Below are 18,621 nucleotides of genomic sequence, written 5' to 3'. Positions count from 1 at the left end.
CAGCATCGCGCGGCAACCTGTTCTTGCTTGGACAAAGGAGCAACCTCGATGAGCGACCAGAACTTCCCCGACGACCGCACTCCCGACGCGCGAAGCGACGCCGAGCAGCCTGCCGACCACGCCCGTACATCGCCCGTGTCGGCACCTGATGCGGCATCGGCGCCGCGCACAGATGCGACCATCCCGCCCCGCCCGCCCCTGCCCGGCGCCCCGGCAGACAGCGGGTCGACGTTCCACACGCAGCCGACACAGCCCTACGGCCAGCCCGCGCCGCACGCCGGTGCGGCTTTCGGTCAGCCCGCCACCGCCACCGCCCCCGAACCACATGACCGCACCAGGGTCGGCGGCGGCAAGATCGCGGCCATCCTCGTGGCCGCCGCGCTCGTCGGCGGAGCGGCCGGGGTCGGAGGAGCCGCGGCGGTGGGCTCGTCCTTCGTGTCCGCGCCCGCGTCGCAGAGCTCGGGCCCGTCGTCGATCACCGTCAACAACCCCGACTCGGTCAACGCCACCACGGCCATCGCGACCAAGGTGCTGCCGAGCGTCGTGACCATCTCCGCGTCGGCGGGCACCTCCGGCGGCACCGGTTCCGGCGTCATCCTGAGCGACGACGGCTACGTGCTCACGAACACCCACGTCGTCACCCTCGACGGTGCCACGGGAGACCCGGAGCTGTCGGTCACCACGTCGGACGGCCGGGTGTACGCCGCCACCATCGTGGGAACCGACCCGACCTACGACCTCGCGGTCATCAAGCTGACCGATGCCTCCGGGCTGACCCCGATCGAGTTCGCCGACTCGAGCAAGCTCAACGTCGGCGACCAGACGGTCGCCGTGGGTGCCCCCCTGGGGCTGTCGAACACGGTGACGACGGGTATCGTCAGCGCGCTGAACCGCTCCATCCAGATCGCGTCGTCCGCAGCGCCCGAGTCCGAGGGCGGGACGCAGCAGGAGGAGACTCCCGGCGGTCGGACGCCGTTCGAGTTCGACTTCGGCCAGGGGCAGCAGACCCCCTCGCAGCCGAAGTCCTCGATCGCGATCTCGGTCATCCAGACGGACGCCGCCATCAACCCGGGCAACTCCGGTGGCGCCCTCGTCGATGGCAAGGGCCGCCTGATCGGCATCAACGTCGCCATCGCGAGCGCCGGCGGTGCATCCACGGAGGCCGGCTCCATCGGCGTCGGCTTCGCGATCCCCTCGACGGTCGCCGAGCGCGTCGCCAACGAGATCATCGACAACGGCTCGGCCACCCACGGCCTGCTCGGCGCGACCGTCGGTGATGCCGCCTCCGCCCCGGGAGCGACCCGTGCCGGCGCCCTCATCAACGAGGTCACCGCCGGGGGCGCCGCGGCATCCGCGGGTCTGCGCAACGGCGACATCGTCACGCAGTTCAACGGCATCGCCATCACCGACCAGGTCGACCTGACCGCTCAGGTGCGGGCGCTGGCCGCCGGCAGCGAGGCGAAGCTGACGTACGTCCGCGACGGCCGCGAGCAGACGGCGACCGTCACCCTCGGCCAGTTGCAGCAGTAAACGCCGTACCGGCCCGGACGCCACCCCGCGATAGGCTCGCGGGGTGGCGTCCTTCTCGTTCGGCGCGGGCAACGTACGCAAGGTCCTGCGCATCCCCGTGTATCTCGCGGGACGCCTCGCCACCTTCGTCATCCCGCGGGACCGATCCGCGTGGGTCTTCGGGTGCGCCGTGGGGATCGCGGACGGAGCGCTCGCTCTCTGGCAGGCCGCGCCCCGCCGTCGGGCCGTCTGGGTGGTGTCTTCGCCGCGCCAGGAAGAGGAGGCGAGACGACGAGGCATCCCGACCGTGCAGCGCGACTCGTTCGCCGGTTTCTGGCGCACTGCCCGCGCGGGTGTCGTAGTCGTCACCCACGGCCTCGGCGATGTCAACCGATACGGCGTCGGCGGTGCGTTCCTCGTGCAGCTCTGGCACGGCATCCCGCTCAAGCGGATCGGCCTGGATTCTCCGGTGACGACGGAACCCGGGCGGCTGGCCGCCGTTCCCGGCATCCGGTGGCTCCTCGCGCTGGCGTACCGGCGGGCGCAGGCGCAGATCGATCTGCTGCCCGCAGCATCCCATCGTGTCCGCGGCCGGCTGGAGAGCGCCTTCGGACTCGACGACGCCCGTGTTCCCGTCCTGGGCGAGCCCCGCGTGGACGTCCTCTCGCCGCCCGACCCGCCCGCCGCGCGGCGCGAGGCACGGCGGCTGCTCGATGACGTCCTCCCGGGGCTGTCGGACGCGCGTGTCGTCCTCTACGCGCCGACGTGGCGCGACGGCGAGCCCGACCCGGCGACGCCCGACTCGGCGGACTGGCAGGGGATCCTGAGCGTCTTGGAGACCCATGACGCCGTTCTCCTCGTGCGATCGCACCCGTTGGGTGGCGGGGACTACACGCCTCCCGCGGCGACGCGTCGCGTGCGCATGCTGGGAAGCGACCTCGTTCCTGATGTCACGCCGTTGCTGGCCGCCGTGGACGTGCTCGTCACCGATTACTCGTCTCTCGCATACGACGCGGGGCTCGTGCCCCTGCCGACGCTCTTCCTCGCGCCGGACGTCGAGCGTTACGCGCGCACCCGCGGCTTCTACGGGACCTATGCCGAGGTCGCCGGCGACGACACGGCACGCTCGTGGGCGGTCTTGTGCGCACAGCTGGACGCTGTGCTGGGGGATGAATCCGAGGCGGACCGTCGGCGGTCCCGTGCGGACCGACTGAGCCGCCGGATGCATGCGTGGCGAGACGGACGGAACGCGCGGCGCGTGCACGAAGCCATCGTCGCGGCGGTGCCGGAATCAGCGGGGGAGCGGTCGTGATGCGCATCGGGTTCGGCGGCGAGGAGCTGCCGGTGATGACGGTGACCGGTACCGGGGATGTTCCCGCCCGGATCGAGATCGTCGGTCCGCGCGCCGGAGCGCGCGGCGAGGTGACCGCCGGCGACGGCGGCTGGACCGCGCGCCTTCCCCTGCACGTCGCGCGCTGGGGAGGCCCCGAGCTCCCGCTGCCGTCCGGCAGCTACGCCCTCGTCGTGGACGGCGTCCCGGCACGGGGCGAGGATCAGGCCGACGGCGCGGGCGCGGAACTGAGAACGCCCCTGCTCCGTGCGAGTTGGGACGGAGCACGGCTCGCGATCGCCCCACCCGTCGACCCGGCACTGGATTCGGGCGAGGGGCGCCGCGCTCTCGAACAGCGCTACGCCGCACACCGCGGCCCCCTCGAGAACGCCGTGTTCTTCGAGAGCTTCTACGGCCGGAGCGCGAGCGACAACCCGCGTGCCATCGACCGCGAGCTGGCGCGGGCAGCCCCAGGGGTCACCCGCTATTGGAGCGTCGTCGACCTCTCGGTCGCCGTGCCCGAGGGGGCGATCGCCGTCGTCGACGGCAGCCCCGAGTGGTGGCGAGCCCGCGCGGTGGCACGCCTGCTCGTGGTCAATGACTGGCTGCGCCGACCGTTCGTCCGCAAGCCGGGGCAGGCTGTGCTGCAGACCTGGCACGGCACACCGCTGAAGCGACTGGCCCTGCATCGACCCGGCTTCGACCCTCGCCGGGCGCTGGCGGTGTTCCGCGAGAGCCGGCGCTGGGACATCCTGCTGGCACAGAACCCGTACAGCGCACGCGTGCTCCGTGCCGCCTACGCCTTCCGTCGCAAGCCCGTGTGGGTGGAAGGGTATCCGCGCACCGACGACCTCCACTCCGGCGACCGGGATGCCGCGCGCGCGGCACTCGGCATCGAGGCGAACGAGAAGGTCCTGCTCTACGCGCCGACCTGGCGGGATGACCGACAGACGATCGTCGATTTCCTCGACCTGCCTGCCCTCGCCGCGTCGACGGGCGCGGTTGTGCTCGTGCGCGGACACTCGCGCACACTCGCCCCGGGAACCGACGAGCGCGGCGCGCGCGTCATCGACGTGACGTCGCACCCCGATCTCGCCGCCCTGCAGCTCGCCTCGGACGCCCTCATCACCGATTACTCCTCGGTGATGTTCGACTACTCGGTCACCGGCCGTCCCATCTACTTCTTCGTGCCCGACCTCGAGCACTACCGCGGCAAGCTGCGCGGCTTCTACTTCGATCTCGCCGAGTGGGCACCAGGCCCGATCGTGCGCACGCAGGATGATCTGGTCCGAGCCATCGCGGCGGACGAGGCCGGTGACCCCGAGCGCTACGCACGCTGGCGTGCGCGTTTCAACCCTCGCGACGACGGGAGTGCTGCGGAACGCGTCGTTGCGCGCATCCTCGACCAGGGGCTCGTCTCGCGCGACTGAGCAGGACCGAGCGAGAGCGGGCAAAGCGGAGTCAGGGCAGCGGCGTGTTGCGCGCCAGGCGCGATGTGTCGACAGTGCCCCGGGCGCCGCGCGCGGCGCCCTGCAGGAAGCCGACGCCCCACGAGAAATGCATCGACGGCAGGACCGCGAGCGTCCACAACCGGTCGCGCAGACTCCGGCCCCCACCGCGCCCCGCCGCGACGACGGCGACGAGCGCGGCGTAGGCCGCGATCGGAAGGTGCAACACGGACAGCAGGATGCCGGTGCGCCCCGACAACGCTCCCGACAGCTGGACCGCACCCACGACGAGCGACGCCGCGGCGGCGATGACCAGCAGCGGGGGAGCGAAGAAGCGCAGGCCGTTCCGCCGGCCGAAACGCCGCACGAGCTCTCCTCGCCAGGAGCCGGTAGCCCGGAACTGCCGCACCAGGCGAGCCCAGCTCTCGCGAGGCCAGTAGGTGACGTGGAGGTCGGGGTCGAACCATACGCGGTACCCGGCGCGTCGGATGCGGAGATTGAGCTCCCAGTCCTCGCCGCGGCGGATGCCTTCGTCGAACAGCCCGACCTCGTCGAGCACGCTGCGCCGCATCACGCCCAGGTAGGCCGATTCCGCCGGGCCTTCGTCGGTTCCGCCGTGGTAGGCGCCGCCGCCGAGTCCGATGCGCGAGTTGTATGCCCGGGCGACGGCTCGCTGGAACGGGCTCCGCCCCTCGGCGCGCATGACTCCGCCGACGTTCGCCGCCTGCACCCGGGCGAGCGTCTCCAGCGCCGCTCTGGTGTAGCCGGGCTCGAGCTCGGAGTGGGCATCGACCCGGACGATCGTCGGATAGCGGGAGCTGCGGATCGCGATGTTCAGGCCGACGGGGATATGGGCGGCGGGGTTGCGCACCAGGCGGATCCGCGCGTCTTCGTCGGCCAGTCGGCGGGCGACGGACTCCGTGCCGTCGGACGATGGGCCGAGGGCGAGGATGACCTCGATCGGGGCGTCGAGCTCTTGGGCGAGCACGCTGCGCACGGCACGTTCGAGGTAGGCGCGCTCGTTGAGGACGGGCATGACGAAGGACACGCCCGCGTCCGGGGCCGGGACAGGCGCGGGACGCCAGCGGTGCGCGTCGTCATGCATCCGTCGATCATGTCACGCGTCCCGGTCCTGGCTCGCACCCTCGGTACCCTGGAGGGGTGGGAATCATCGCTGACGCGCGCAAAGCCGTAGCCCTCGTGCGGCGGGCGGTATCGAACCGAGCGGCGTACGTCGACGTGCGGCGCTCCCTCGCGCTACTGCCGAAGCCGGCGACCGACCACTTCCGCATCGCCGTCTACTTCGCCGACGGCGAGGTGAACATGTACCAGATGCGGCAGTGGTACAAGCCGCTGCAGCTCCTCGCCGAGACCTGGCCGGTCGTCGTCATCAGCCGCAGTGCGACGGGTGCGCAGGCGCTTCTCTCCGACGGCGCGCTGCCCGTCGTCTTCGCTCCGACCGTCCGGGCGCTCGAATCGGTGGTCGCGGCCCAGGACATCCGCATCGTCCTCTACGTCAACCAGAACACCCGCAACTTCCAGATGTTCCGGTACGGGCATCGGTGGCACGTCTTCATCAACCACGGCGAGTCCGACAAGATGTACATGACCACCAACCAGTTCAAGGCGTACGACTACGCCCTGATCGCCGGTGACGCGGCCCGCGAACGGCTCGGCCGCGTCCTGTGGGACTACGACCTCGACGCGCGCACAATAGCGATCGGACGGCCGCAAGCGGATCACTTCTCGGGTGCGCTGCCGTACCCCGACGACGGACGCCGCGTCATCCTCTACGCCCCGACGTGGGAGGGCGACCGGCCCGCCGCGCACTACGGCTCGATCGCCTCGCACGGCGAATCGCTCGTGTCGGCCGTCCTCGCCTCACCGCGGCATCGGCTGATCTATCGCCCGCACCCTCGCTCCGGCGTCGTGGATGCGGCGTACGGCGACGCGCACCGACGCATCATCGCCGCCATCGCCGCGGCCAACGCCGCCGACCCGCTCGCGCATCACGTCTACGACGACGGGCCGGAGCTGGGCTGGCAGCTGGCCGCCGCCGACCTCGCCGTCGTCGACATCTCGGCCATGATCTACGACCGGCTGGCGGTGGCGAAGCCCCTGCTGGTGACCCGTCCGGTCGACCCTGCGGCGCTCGTCGACAGGGGCGGCTACCTCGCCGACGCCGCGTGGCTCGATGCGGACTCCGCCGCGTCGATCGTCGAGATCGCCGACCGCGTCGCCGACGACCCGGAGGCCACGCAGCAGCTCCGCGTGTGGTCGCACCACTACTTCGGCGACACATCGCCCGGCGCGGCGACGGCACGATTCCACGCTGCCATCGAGCTGCTCATGCAGCGGTGGGCGGAGTGGGACGCGCGCACGGTGACGGTCGCAGACGAACGCGACGAGGCCGAGCTCGACGACGCCTGACCCGCGGCCCCGCCCGAGGCTCAGAGCGCGGCGGCGCCGATCATCACCGCGCCCACCACGAACAGCGCCGCCAGCACGAGGGCGATGACGACGAGAACGAGGTGCACGGTGAAGAACCGGGTGCGCCGGCCCGCGGCATCCGTCGCGCGCGGATCGCGCGCTACCCGCCGCAGGAACGTCGGCCAGGTGACGACGTTGAACAGCGCCCCGACGATGAGGATCGACATCAGGAAAGCGGTCATGATTCCTTCCCGCCGTCGAGATCGTGCTCGGCGACGGCGGCGGGTTCATCAGTGCCGCGGTCGTCTGCGATCGCGCCGCTGCGTTCGCCACGCCGGAACGGACGAGAGGCGAGCGTGCCGATCTGACGGCCTCCCTCGGCGAAGACGCCGCTGATCCGCCGCGCCACGAGCCCGGCGCCTCGTCCGATCGGTTGATCTTCGTCGCGTGATTCGAGCGCCGCAGGGAAGCTCGCGGGAACCACCCCGAACGCGCGGCGGGCGCCGGAGATCACACGGCGGCCGAGAATGTGGTTGCCGGTTCCGCCGATCGCGGCACCGATGCCGAACGGGAGTGCCTTGCCCACGACGGACGCCCCGCCGGCGGCGGCGAATCGGCGCACGAACGCGTGCTTAAGCCGGTCGAGGACCGGGCCGACGGCGGTGCGGGGGAGCGAGGACGTGACGAGTTCACCCCAGTAGGAACTGCGGGGGCCGCCTTTTCCGCTCGCCTGCTTGGCGAACTGCCCCACCAGGTCGGCGCCCTCACGGCCGAGCATGAGTGCGAGCACGAGCGCCCGCGCGCGGTCGGGGTTGTCGACGGGGATGCCGTGCAGTTCCGCGAGCGACTGGGCGAACAGCGCCGTCGCCTCGAGGAACCCTGCCGTCTCCACGCCGCTGAGCGCGAGGGTCGTCGCCGTGCCGATGCCCGGGATCACAGCCGTCGCGCCGACTGCCGCGCCGCCCGTGGTGACGGCGGTCAGATAGCGGCGCTCGAGCATCTGCACGACCTGTGCGGTCGTCGCCTCGGGATGCCGGTGGCGGATGCCCCGCAGGTGCGCCAGGACGACCGGACGCTGGACTGCGAGGAGCCGGTCGAGTGTCCGGACGCTCAGCGGATGCTGCCCGGCGCCGGCCTCGCCCGCGTCGCGGCGCGGAGCGTCGTCGGGAAGGGAGTCGATGCGGTGCACCTTACGGGCCATGGCACCCATCCTCTCGCGCCTGCGGCGCGGCGGCGCCGTCAGACGTACAGGTTCGCGCGCTCGAGGTCCTCGGCGAAGTCGACCTCGACGGCGTACAGGTCGGATATGTCCATCGGCTCGAGCCGGAGGCCGTTCTCGGCGACGGCGAGCTCGAGACCGCGCTCGAAGTAGTCCTGGTCGTCGACGCGGCCGAGCTGCGCGATGAGCGCCTTCTTGTCGCGCGAGGAGATGTAGTTGATGCCGACCGCCTCGCCGATGCCGCCGCGGACGGTCTTGGAGAGCTCGGCGATGAAGCCGTCGGCACCGACGGTGTACTTCACTTCCTCGTCGCTGACCTTCGCGGTGTTGACTGTCACGAACGACTGGTCGCGCTCGATGAGCGCGACGGCACGGCCGAGGACACGCGGGTCGAAGACGACGTCGCCGTTCATCCACAGGACGCCTCCGCGCCCCGACGCCTTGAGCGCGCGCAGCAGGCTCTGCGACGTGTTCGTCTCGTCATAGCGGGCGTTGTAGACGTAGTCGACGTCCGGGAAAGCGTCGACGATCGTCTCGGCGCGGTAGCCGACCACGGTGGTGATCCGGGCATCGTCGCCGAACGCCGCGCGGATGTTGTCGTGCTGCTGCTGCATGATGCTGCGGCCGTCGTTCAGCTCGGTGAGCGGCTTGGGGAGAGAGCGGCCCAGGCGGGAGCCCATCCCTGCGGCGAGGATCACGATCTGAAGGGCCACGAGTATCTCCTGAAGTTACGAGTTAGATCAGCATTCACCGGAGCGACACCCCGGGACAGCGTTTTTCATGCTAGCGACCCGATCTGGGAGGTCGCCCGAACACCCGCAGCCGTTGCGCTTTCGTGACCTTGCTGGTAGCGCGATTCTCGGTGTTCCCCCATGACGCGGAGCCTCGGCGCAGACGGCCCGCTTGATAGGTTTGAGGCGTGACAGACGACTCAGCCACCCCTCAGCACGAACAGCGTGGCGCGTCGCCTGTCGGTACGTCCGCGCCGCCTCTGCCCGACATCCCCGCGGAGGTCGCGGCCGCCGAGCTCGCGGTTGCGGCAGCACCCTCCGCGGGCTCGTCCGAGCGAGCCACGACGGCGACCAAGAAGGGCTCTCCCCGGACGACGAAGCCACGCAAGCCGCGTGCATCGGGCTCGACTGGCGCGAAGAAGGCCCCGCGGAAGCCGCGCTCCACGGACGCGGCGCCGGAGGCGGGGGCGACACCGCCGAAGCCGGAGATTCCCGCCGCCGTGGCGGCGGCGTCGTTCGTGGCGTCTGCGGAGGACGCGGGCCCGAAGGCCGTGGAGATCGTTCCCGAGGCGGTCGACGAGGCCGTCGCAGCCGATGCGACCCCGTCGGAGGCGGCCTCGGCCGGTGAGTCCGCCGGCGAGACGTCTGCGGATGGTGCCACCCAGACCGCACCCGATGAGGATGCCGTTGCGGAAGCCGTGGCTTCCGCGGACGTCGCACCCGAACCGGAGCCCGACGCTGAGCCTGAGCCTGAGCCTGAGCCTGAGCCTGAGCCTGAGCCGGAGCCGGAGCCTGAGCCTGAGCCGGAGCCGGAGCCGGAGCCTGAGCCGGACCCGGAGCCGGAGCCGGAGCCGGACCCGGACCCGGAGCCGGACCCGGAGCTTGAGCCTGAGCCGGACCCGGAGCCGGAGGGCGTCGTGGCTCCGAACGAGGGAGGGGAACCGGAGCCCGAGGCGGCCGCTTCCGACGATGACGCCGAGCCCTCCGAAGAGGTCGTCATCGCGACGGTGGCTGCAAGCGGCGTCACCTCGGCGCACGATTCCGAGGACGTCGCCCCGAGCGCCCCGGCGTTGCGCCTGCGGAGCGTCACGAAGGCCTACGGTGAGGCACGCGCGGTCGATCGCATCGACCTCGAGATCCCCGCAGGATCCTTCTACGGGCTCGTCGGTCCCAACGGCGCGGGAAAGACGACGACGCTCTCGATGATCGCGGGCCTTCTCCGCCCCGATGAGGGAGCGGTCGAGATCGCGGGGATCGATATCCGTCGCGACCCGGCCGGGGCGAAGCGGCAGATGGGCGTTCTCCCCGACCGGCTGCGCACCTTCGACCGTCTCTCCGGCCGCCAGCTCCTCTACTACTACGGGGTCCTGCGCGGACTGAAGCCCGCCGTCGTCGAGAACCGCATCGCCGACCTGGCTGCGGCGTTCGATCTGACCGACGCACTCGGACGGAGCGTCTCGGACTACTCGGCCGGCATGACGAAGAAGGTCATGCTCGCAGGCGCGATGATCCACGCGCCGCGACTGCTCGTCCTGGACGAGCCCTTCGAGTCGGTGGATCCGGTGTCGAGCGCCGTCATCCTCGACATCCTGCAGAAGTACGTCGATCACGGCGGCACCGTCATCCTGTCGAGTCATGGGATGGAGCTCGTCCAGCGCGCCTGCTCCGGCGTCGCGGTCCTCGTGGGCGGCCGCATCCTGGCTGCGGGCACCGTCGACGAGGTACGTGACGGACGCACGCTCGAACAGCGGTTCCTCGAACTTGCCGGCGGGACGAGCGCGGTGGAGGGCCTCGAATGGTTGCACACGTTCTCCGACTGAGGTTCGACGTCCTCGTCGGGGCACTGCGGTTCCACCGTGCCCGCGCGCTCGCAGCGCTCGCAGCGACCGTGGTTCTCGTCGGCGCGATCGTCCTCGCGCTCCTGCGTCTGCAGGATGCGCCCTACGCCAGCGCTCTCGTGGTGCTCGCCGTCGGCGGTGCGGCCGTCTCGGCATGCTTCGCCCTCGTGCCGCTGGTCACGCCCGTTCGCGATCCGCTCGATCCGCGTGCCTTCATCGTGACGGGTCGTGACTGGCGGCTCGTCGCCGCGTCGACGGCTGCGGCAAGTCCGCTGAGTCTGCCGTCGGCGGCTGTGATCGTCGTGTCGGTCGCTGTCGCGCTCACCTGGATCGCCCACGGCGTCGACCCGGTGGCCGCCGTCTTCGGCGCGGCGCTGATCGTCGTCACTCAGCTCCTCCTCGCGCGGGTCGCGCTCGGAGTAGCCGCTCTCGTGCTCGCGGAGCGTCGATCGCGGGAGCTCACGACCCTGCTGCTGCTCGGCATCGGCGTGGTCGCGATTCCGGTCGCGGTCTTCCTGGCCTCGCTCAACTGGGACGACGGCGTCCCCGGCCCGCTGCTCGCGGCCGTGGGGACGCTCGCGGTCACCCCCATCGGGGCGGCTTGGGTTCTCCCGCTCGACCCCCGGCCGACCGTCGTCATCGTCGCGGTCCTCACGGCGGCGGCGTTGGCCGTGGCATGGATCCTGATCGTGCGGCGGATGCTCACCCACACCGAGCGGCCCGTTTCCGTGCGCGAGCGCCGCGGGCTCGGCTGGTTCACCGTGACCCCCGGAACGCCCGGGGGCGCCGTCGCGGCGCGCTCTCTCGTCTACTGGCTGCGCGATCCCCGTTACCTCGTCGACATCGCGATCATCCCGGTGGCGTCTGTCGTCGCGGTCGTACCGCTCGTCATCGTGGGCGTGCCGCACGAGATCGCCGCGCTGATCCCCGCGCCGCTCATCGCGCTCCTGCTCGGCTGGGTCGTCCACAACGACCTCGCGTACGACGGTTCGGCCGTCTGGCTGCACATCTCGAGCGCGGTGCGCGGTGCGTCCGACCGTGTCGGTCGACTGGTGCCGCTGCTTCTCGTGGCGTTGCCGCTGCTCGCCATCGCGATCCCCGTCGGCATCGGCATCCACGGTGATTGGGGCGTCCTGCCGGTCATGGTCGGAGTCTGTTCCGCGCTGCTCCTCGGCGGTCTCGGTCTCTCGTCGGTCTCGTCCGTGCTCGCGCCCTACGCGGTCGCACGACACGGTGACAGCCCCTTCCAGCAGCCGCAGCGCACCGGCGGCGGGCTCGCTCAGGGAGCGGTTCTGGTGGGGGCGCTGCTCGCGGCAGCACCGGCGCTGTGGTGGTCGTGGCGGTTTCTGCTGGGCGAATCGCACGCGCAGTGGTGGGCTCTCGGCACCGGAGTCGGGGTCGGGCTCGTCGTGCTCGTGGCCGGCATCCTCATCGGCGGTCTGCTGTTCGACCGGCGCGGGGACCGGCTGATGGCATTCGCCGAGACGACCTGACCGTTCGCCGATAGAATTCCCGCATGAGCACTCCTCTCGATTCTCCCGACCAGGGCGGTCTCGCGACCCTCGACCGTGAGCTCGAAGAGCTCATCCGCGAGGAGACGATCGAGCCGGGCGACCACGAGCGGTTCTCGCACTACGTCAAGAAGGACAAGATCCTCGAGTCCGCGATCACCGGTAAGCCCGTGCGCGCGCTGTGCGGCAAGAAGTGGACGCCCGGTCGCGACCCCGAGAAGTTCCCGGTCTGCCCGACCTGCAAGGAGATCTACGAGTCGATGACGCGCTGACGCGTCGCTGCTGAACTCGCGAAAACGCACCGCCCCGCCGAGAGTGCACCGTCATGGGTGCGTTCTGAGCGGGGCGGTGCGTTTTCGGCGAAGCGGGGATTCGTCTCAGTCCGCGTCGCGGTAGATCGTCGGGATGGCGGGCTCGGAGCGGCTCAGTGCCAGAGCGCGAACCGGCATCTCCTCGATGACGCTCGCGTGGTGGGCTCGGGCGGCCCGAACGCCGGCGGCACCGACCCAATCCACGACGGCCCGGCCGTCGGCGAACAACACCGTCTGCAGTGCGCGGGCATCGGGATGCTCGGCGGGAGTGTCGAGGGGCTCGAACCCGTCGGATACGACGACGATCTCTTCAAGAGCCGTGCCGTTGTCGAGCGCTCGGAACGCCGTCTTGCGTCCGCCGTGCGACACCTTGTCCGCCGAGGCCTTCGCGACCGAGAGCCAGGACCCGTCGTCGTTCTGACGCGCCACGAGCTTGTAGACCATGCCGGCGGTCGGAGTGCCCGAGCCGGTGACGAGCGACGTTCCCACCCCGTAGGCGTCCACGGGGGATGCCGCCAGGGCCGCGATCGCGTACTCGTCGAGGTCGCTCGTGACGGTGATGCGCGTGGCGTGGGCGCCGAGCTCGTCGAGCTGCGCTCGGACGTCCGCTGCGACGGTCGGGAGGTCGCCCGAGTCGATCCGCACGCCGCCGAGTCCGGTGCCCGCGACCCGGATGGCCGTTGCGACGCCCTCGGTGATGTCGTAGGTGTCGATCAGGAGCGTCGTGTCGGCGCCGAGCGCGTCGATCTGGCTGCGGAAGGCAGCCTCCTCGCTGTCGTGCAGCAGCGTCCAGGCGTGTGCCGCGGTGCCCATGGTCGGAATGCCCCACGTGCGACCCGCCTCGAGGTTGCTCGTGGCCCCGAAGCCGGCGATGTGGGCTGCCCGAGCGGCCGCGACCGCGCTGCGTTCGTGCGCACGGCGCGACCCCATCTCGGCGAGAGGGCGGTCCCCGGCGGCGATCGCCATGCGCGCCGCCGCCGTGGCGACGGCGGAGTCGTAGTTGAGGATGCTGAGCACGAGGGTCTCGAGGACGACCGCCTCGGCGAAGGTCCCCTCGACGGTCAGGACCGGTGAACCGGGGAAGTAGAGCTCGCCCTCGCGGTATCCGGTGATGGTGCCGGTGAAGCGATAGTCGGCGAGCCACGCGAGGGTGGTCTCATCGAGACCCGCGTGCTCGCGCAGGAACGTCAGCTCCTCGTCGCCGAAGCGGAAGCGCTCGATCTCCTCGAGCAGTCGTCCGGTGCCGGCGACGACGCCGAACCGCCGCCCGCCCGGGAGCCGCCGCGCGAAGACCTCGAACACGCAGCGTCGATCGGCCGTGCCGTCGCGCAGGGCCGCCTGCAGCATCGTGATCTCGTAACGGTCGGTGAGCAGAGCGCTGGAGGCCATGACTGCCACTGTAGCGACGCTGCATTGCGCACCGACGACACGGGATGCCGCGGCGGCGAGGCCAGGTAGGCTCGATGATCGTGAACGACGCGCCCATCGGAATCTTCGACTCGGGTGTCGGGGGGCTCACGGTGGCGCGGGCGATCTCGCAGCTGCTGCCGCGGGAGTCTCTGCTGTACATCGGTGACACCGCGCACTCGCCGTACGGTCCGAAGCCCATAGCCGACGTTCGGCGCTATGGGCTCGAGGTGCTCGACACCCTCGTCGACGAGGGCGTGAAGATGCTCGTCATCGCGTGCAACACCGCTTCCGCCGCCTTGCTCCGCGACGCGCGTGAGCGTTACGACGTGCCGGTGGTCGAGGTCATCAACCCCGCCGTGCGGGCAGCGATCTCCACCACCCGCAACGGGCGCATCGGCGTGATCGGGACAGTCGGCACCATCGCCTCCCGCGCCTACCAGGACATGCTCGAGGTCAACGAGCGGCTGGAGGTCTTCGCGGCATCCTGCCCCCGCTTCGTGGAGTTCGTCGAGGCGGGCATCACGCAGTCGCCCGAGGTGCTCGCCGTCGCCGAGGACTATCTCGCGCCGCTGCGCGAAGCGGGGGTCGACACCCTCGTGCTCGGCTGCACCCACTACCCGTTCCTCGAGGGCGCGATCAGTTACGTCATGGGCCCCGACGTCGCGCTCGTCTCGAGCGACTCCGAGACGGCGAAGGACGTGTACCGTCAGCTCGTCTCCCGGGGCCTGCTCGCGCACGATTCGGCGGTGCCCCGTCACGTCTACGAGGCCACGGGCGACTCCGGCGACGACTTCCTGGACCTCGCAGACCGGCTCATGGGCCGGGGCGTGCCCTCGGTGCGCATGGTCCAGACGGGGGCGATCGTGCTGCCCAAGCTCGCCCCGCCCGCATCCTGACCCCCATCCGCCGTCCGATCGGAGACACCTTCATGACCGATTCCCTGCGCGCCGACGGGCGCACTGCCGACCAGCTCCGCACCGTGACGATCGAGCGCGGCTGGAGCGCACACGCCGAAGGATCGGCTCTCGTGAGCTTCGGGGGCACGAAGGTGCTCTGCACCGCCTCGTTCACCAACGGCGTCCCGCGCTGGCTGACCGGCAAGGGCAAGGGATGGGTCACGGCGGAGTACGCCATGCTGCCGCGAGCGACCAACAGCCGCAACGACCGCGAATCGGTCAAGGGCAAGGTCGGCGGACGGACGCACGAGATCTCGCGACTGATCGGCCGCGCACTGCGGGCCGTCGTCGACACGAAGGCGCTGGGCGAGAACACGATCGTCATCGACTGCGACGTGCTGCAGGCCGACGGCGGCACCCGCACCGCCGCGATCACCGGGGCCTACGTCGCCCTGGCCGACGCCATCGAGTGGGGGCGGTCGCAGAAGTTCATCGCGCAGCGCTCGGCGCCGCTGGTGGACTCCGTGTCGGCGGTGTCGGTCGGGATCATCGACGGAACGCCGATGCTCGACCTCGCCTACGTCGAGGACGTGCGGGCCGAGACCGACATGAACGTCGTCGTCACCGGCCGCGGGCTCTTCGTCGAGGTGCAGGGCACCGCTGAGGGCGCTCCCTTCGACAAGCGCGAGCTCGATGCGCTGCTCGAGCTCGGCGTGAACGGGTGCGCGCAGCTGCGCGACATCCAGACGGCGACGCTGGCATGACCGGCCGCATCGTCCTGGCGACCCACAACCCCCACAAGGTCGAGGAGTTCCACGCGATCGTCGCGGCGGTCCGCCCCGACCTGGAGGTCATCGGGTACGACGGGCCGGAACCGGTCGAGGACGGCGTCACCTTCACGGAGAACGCGCTCATCAAGGCCCGGGCTGCCGCGGCGCACACGGGGCTCCCGGCCCTCGCCGACGACTCGGGGATCTGCGTCGACGCGCTTGGGGGAGCCCCGGGTGCCTTCTCGGCGTACTGGGCCGGTCACCAGAAGGATGCCGCCGCCAACACGGCCCTGCTGCTCGATCAGCTCTCCGACATCGCCGATCCGCGTCGCACGGCTCAGTTCGTCTCGGTGATCGCGCTCGTCGACGGTGAGACCGAACATGTCGTCGAGGGCGTCTGGCCGGGCCGGCTGGCGACCGAGGCGGCCGGCGAGGGCGGTTTCGGATACGACCCGGTGTTCGTGCCCGACGGGCAGCCGGAGCCGGCTCGCACCGTCGCGGAGTGGTCGGCAGCGGAGAAGAACGCCGCGTCGCACCGCGCGCGAGCCTTCGTCGCGCTCACCGAGCTGCTGCGCTCGCTCTGACCTTCGTCCGGCAGGCCCACCGCGCCGCGCGGGCCGGTCGCCGACGCACCCCGCACGCCGCGGCCGAGTGCAGCGGTTCAGCCTGTCGTCGGCACACCCCGACGGCACAACCCCGACCGGCGAACCTAGCTCTCCTCTCGGCGGACGTCGCCGGGGGTCCGGTCCGGCCGCAGGCCCCGCCAGCGAGCGTGGCGCAGGATGCCACCCGGCGTGAACTCGGCGAACTCGACCTCGCCGACGAGCTCGGGTCGAACCCACCGGGCGTCGGAGGCGTCGGCTGCGGGGATGCCCACGAACGGGTTCTCGCCCGAGCGGAGAGGCTCGAGGGCGGCGGTAAGCCGCGCGAGTTCGGCATCGGAGAACCCCGATCCGACGCGCCCGGCGTAGTGCAGAGCGCCGTCGTCGTCGGGGATGCCCAGCAGCAGCGACCCGATGCTGCCGCGGCGTGCACCCTTGCCCGGCCTGATCGCCCCGACGACGACGTCCTGCGTGCGGGTGAGCTTGACCTTGAGCCATTCCTCCGATCGGACGCCGGGGCGGTAACGGGATGACGGATCTTTCACGACGGCACCCTCGAGATCGAGCTCCCGAGCCACGGTCAGCGCGGCGTCGAGGTCGTCGGTGACGGGCGGCACCGTGAGCGGCGGTTTTGCGTGCGCCGTCGCGGACTCGAGCAGTCGTCGGCGCTCGCGCAACGGCAGGGTCGTGACGTCGCGGTCGCCGTGCCGCAGCATATCGAACACGAAGAGATCGGCGGGCGTGCGGTCGCGCTCCCGCGCGATGTCGCGGGCCTTCGTGAGGTGCATCCGGTTCTGCAGGAGCGGGAAGCTCGGGCGTCCCGCCCCGTTGAGCGCGACGATCTCTCCGTCGAGCACCAGGGGGGTCTCGCCGAGTCCCAGATCCGCATCCTCGCCCGTGAGCTCGGGGTAGCGGGCCGTGATGTCGGTGCCGCTGCGGGCGTGCAACCGCATCCGCTCGCCGTCCCAGTACGCGATCGCCCGGACGCCATCCCACTTGAACTCGACCCACGGCCCCCAGCGTTCCGCCGTCGCGCGGGCGGCTCCGCGCGACGATGAGACGGCCAGCATGGGCGACACCGGTCCCGCCGCGATCGTCGATGCGCCCGTCTCGGCGTCGGGATGAGCAGATGCCGGCGGCCGCGCGGACGGCGCCGGCGGCGCGGATGCCTCCGGCCGCGCAGACCCCGCGGGTGCGGAGGGGGCCGACCCCGGAGCCTCGGTCTTCATCCGGTGCAGGAGCCACTGCGACTTCTCGCCCGACCCGCCGGTGCGGATGAGCACGAGGCGCGCGTCGTGCGCGGTTCCGCCGGTGGTGCCCCGGAGGGTGAAGATGATCTCGTCCTCGCGCCACTTCTCGAGGTCGTAGACGCCGGTGTCCCAGATCGTCATGGTGCCCGCACCGTACTCGCCGACGGGGATCTCGCCGTGGAAGGTCAGGTACTCCAGCGGATGCGGCTCGGTCATCACGGCGAGATGGTTGCGGTCGGTCGTCTCGGGGATGCCGCGGGGCACAGCCCAGCTGACCAGCACTCCGTCCCGCTCCAGGCGCAGGTCGTAGTGCAGCCGCCGGGCATGGTGCTCCTGCACGACGAAGCGGGGCTTGCCCGCTGGTGCGGTACCCGCAACGCCCGCCGCAGCACCCGACACGGCGTCGGGCATGGGCTCGGGCGTGCGGTCCGCGGACCGCTTCGCGAGGTACGGCGCCAGCGGTGCCGTTCGCCGGGGTGCGAGCGCCGCGAGCAGGTCGCCGACGTCGTCTGCGCGCTCGAGCATCTCGTCGAAGCGGAGGTGGCGGAGGTCCGGATCGTCGAGCTCGTCCCACGTTCGCGGTGCAGCGACGGTCGGCTCATCGCGGCCGCGCAGCGAATAGGGCGCGATGGTGGTCTTCGAACCGTTGTTCTGGCTCCAGTCGAGGAAGACCTTGCCGGTGCGGGCGCTCCGGGTCATCTGACTGATGACGAGGTCGGGGTGGTCGGCCTCGAGAGCGCGGGCGAGCTCTTTCGCGAACGCCGAGGCCTCATCGCTCGTCTTCGCGCCGGCGAGCGGAGCGTACAGATGGATGCCCTTGCTTCCGCTCGTGACGGGAAACAACTCCATTCCCATGTCCGAGAGGATGCTGCGCACCCACCGCGCCACCTCGGCGCACTCGGCCAGCCCGACACCGGGGCCCGGATCGAGGTCGAGGACGAGCCGGTCGGGAGAGCCGCGCTCGCCGGCGTCGGTGAAGCGCCACTGCGGGACGTGCAGTTCGAGGCTCGCGACCTGCGCGAGGTAGACGAGCGAGGCCACCTCTTCGACGAGGGGGTAGTCCTTCGATCCGCTGGAATGGTCGATCGGCATGCGGGGGAGCCATGAGGGAGCGCCGGGCTCGAGGGCTTTCGCGAAGAAATCGGGCTGTTCGACGCCCTCGGGCCAGCGTTTGCGCGTCACCGGGCGCCGGTCGAGGTGGGGGAGCATCAGGGGCGCGATGCGCGAGAAGTAGTCGATCACCTCGCCCTTGGTGGTGCCCGTTCTGGGGTACAGCACCTTGTCGAGGTTCGACAGCCGCAGACGTCGGCCGTCGACCCGGACCGTCTGCTCTCCTGCCATGCCGACAGGTTATTGCGCCACCCGC

General features: G+C 71.1%; 16 protein-coding genes. 10 read left to right on the top strand and 6 right to left on the bottom strand.

The annotated features are described in order from the left end of the window. The first annotated feature begins 48 nt into the window (after positions 1-48). The 3 genes from CBF90_RS07570 to CBF90_RS07560 are packed head-to-tail and all read left to right on the top strand — an operon-like array spanning position 49 to position 4,269. Complete coding sequence (locus CBF90_RS07570) at positions 49-1,530, top strand: S1C family serine protease (RefSeq protein ID WP_088380297.1); 1,482 nt, start codon at positions 49-51, stop codon at positions 1,528-1,530. A gap of 43 nt (positions 1,531-1,573) precedes the next feature. After that, positions 1,574-2,821 (top strand): CDP-glycerol glycerophosphotransferase family protein, encoded by a 1,248-nt coding sequence (locus CBF90_RS07565; protein ID WP_088380296.1) that lies wholly within the window; start codon positions 1,574-1,576, stop codon positions 2,819-2,821. Beyond that, positions 2,821-4,269 (top strand): CDP-glycerol glycerophosphotransferase family protein, encoded by a 1,449-nt coding sequence (locus tag CBF90_RS07560; RefSeq protein WP_088380295.1) that lies wholly within the window; start codon positions 2,821-2,823, stop codon positions 4,267-4,269. The genes CBF90_RS07565 and CBF90_RS07560 overlap by 1 nt, the downstream gene beginning before the upstream one ends. A 31-nt stretch (positions 4,270-4,300) precedes the next feature. Here the strand turns inward: CBF90_RS07560 and CBF90_RS07555 are convergent, their stop codons facing one another. Beyond that, positions 4,301-5,392, bottom strand: coding sequence for a glycosyltransferase family 2 protein (locus CBF90_RS07555; RefSeq protein ID WP_088380294.1), 1,092 nt, complete (start codon positions 5,390-5,392; stop codon positions 4,301-4,303). A 56-nt stretch (positions 5,393-5,448) separates the two neighbouring features. On the opposite strand from CBF90_RS07555, the gene CBF90_RS07550 reads away from it, so the two are divergent. Beyond that, positions 5,449-6,717 carry a CDP-glycerol glycerophosphotransferase family protein gene (locus CBF90_RS07550; RefSeq protein ID WP_071918220.1) on the top strand — a complete coding sequence of 423 codons (1,269 nt, stop codon included), beginning with the start codon at positions 5,449-5,451 and terminating at the stop codon, positions 6,715-6,717. 20 nt (positions 6,718-6,737) lie between these two features. Here CBF90_RS07550 and CBF90_RS07545 read toward each other — a convergent pair whose 3' ends face one another. The 3 genes from CBF90_RS07545 to CBF90_RS07535 are packed head-to-tail and all read right to left on the bottom strand — an operon-like array spanning position 6,738 to position 8,649. After that, positions 6,738-6,959, bottom strand: a complete 222-nt coding sequence (locus CBF90_RS07545; RefSeq protein ID WP_023951170.1) for an SCO4848 family membrane protein — start codon at positions 6,957-6,959, stop codon at positions 6,738-6,740. After that, entirely contained in the window at positions 6,956-7,918 is a 963-nt protein-coding gene (locus CBF90_RS07540) for a hypothetical protein (protein ID WP_242435624.1), read from the bottom strand. The genes CBF90_RS07545 and CBF90_RS07540 overlap by 4 nt, the downstream gene beginning before the upstream one ends. A gap of 38 nt (positions 7,919-7,956) precedes the next feature. After that, the gene (locus CBF90_RS07535) at positions 7,957-8,649 is read right to left on the bottom strand and encodes an NTP transferase domain-containing protein (protein WP_083990674.1); all 693 of its coding nucleotides are present in this window, start codon (positions 8,647-8,649) and stop codon (positions 7,957-7,959) included. Between the two features lie 206 nt (positions 8,650-8,855). Here CBF90_RS07535 and CBF90_RS18915 point away from each other — a divergent pair, with 206 nt between their 5' ends. The 3 genes from CBF90_RS18915 to CBF90_RS07520 are packed head-to-tail and all read left to right on the top strand — an operon-like array spanning position 8,856 to position 12,288. After that, the gene (locus CBF90_RS18915; protein ID WP_306460400.1) at positions 8,856-10,487 is read left to right on the top strand and encodes an ABC transporter ATP-binding protein; all 1,632 of its coding nucleotides are present in this window, start codon (positions 8,856-8,858) and stop codon (positions 10,485-10,487) included. Beyond that, the gene (locus CBF90_RS07525; RefSeq protein WP_088380293.1) at positions 10,463-11,998 is read left to right on the top strand and encodes a hypothetical protein; all 1,536 of its coding nucleotides are present in this window, start codon (positions 10,463-10,465) and stop codon (positions 11,996-11,998) included. The genes CBF90_RS18915 and CBF90_RS07525 overlap by 25 nt, the downstream gene beginning before the upstream one ends. A gap of 23 nt (positions 11,999-12,021) precedes the next feature. Then, positions 12,022-12,288: a DUF3039 domain-containing protein gene (locus CBF90_RS07520; RefSeq protein ID WP_023951164.1), complete on the top strand. Its 267-nt coding sequence runs from the start codon at positions 12,022-12,024 to the stop codon at positions 12,286-12,288. A gap of 105 nt (positions 12,289-12,393) precedes the next feature. Here CBF90_RS07520 and CBF90_RS07515 read toward each other — a convergent pair whose 3' ends face one another. Continuing rightward, the gene (locus tag CBF90_RS07515) at positions 12,394-13,716 is read right to left on the bottom strand and encodes a nicotinate phosphoribosyltransferase (RefSeq protein WP_071918218.1); all 1,323 of its coding nucleotides are present in this window, start codon (positions 13,714-13,716) and stop codon (positions 12,394-12,396) included. A gap of 80 nt (positions 13,717-13,796) precedes the next feature. On the opposite strand from CBF90_RS07515, the gene murI reads away from it, so the two are divergent. From murI to rdgB, 3 genes are read left to right on the top strand one after another with little or no spacing between them, the layout of a single operon-like run. After that, on the top strand, positions 13,797-14,633 hold the full coding sequence (gene murI / locus CBF90_RS07510; RefSeq protein ID WP_036304919.1) for a glutamate racemase: 837 nt from the start codon (positions 13,797-13,799) through the stop codon (positions 14,631-14,633). 32 nt (positions 14,634-14,665) lie between these two features. Further along, positions 14,666-15,397 (top strand): ribonuclease PH, encoded by a 732-nt coding sequence (rph, locus tag CBF90_RS07505; protein ID WP_088380292.1) that lies wholly within the window; start codon positions 14,666-14,668, stop codon positions 15,395-15,397. Then, complete coding sequence (gene rdgB / locus CBF90_RS07500; protein ID WP_088380291.1) at positions 15,394-15,987, top strand: RdgB/HAM1 family non-canonical purine NTP pyrophosphatase; 594 nt, start codon at positions 15,394-15,396, stop codon at positions 15,985-15,987. Before rph ends, rdgB begins: the two co-directional genes overlap by 4 nt. 125 nt (positions 15,988-16,112) lie before the next feature. Here the strand turns inward: rdgB and CBF90_RS07495 are convergent, their stop codons facing one another. Further along, positions 16,113-18,596 (bottom strand): ATP-dependent DNA ligase, encoded by a 2,484-nt coding sequence (locus tag CBF90_RS07495; protein ID WP_088380290.1) that lies wholly within the window; start codon positions 18,594-18,596, stop codon positions 16,113-16,115. Positions 18,597-18,621: the final 25 nt, after the last annotated feature.

Origin of the sequence: Microbacterium sp. AISO3 (assembly GCF_002204305.1) — a bacterium.
In the GTDB taxonomy this organism is placed as follows: domain Bacteria; phylum Actinomycetota; class Actinomycetes; order Actinomycetales; family Microbacteriaceae; genus Microbacterium; species Microbacterium arborescens.
This window is presented reverse-complemented; position numbering and strand designations above follow the sequence as displayed.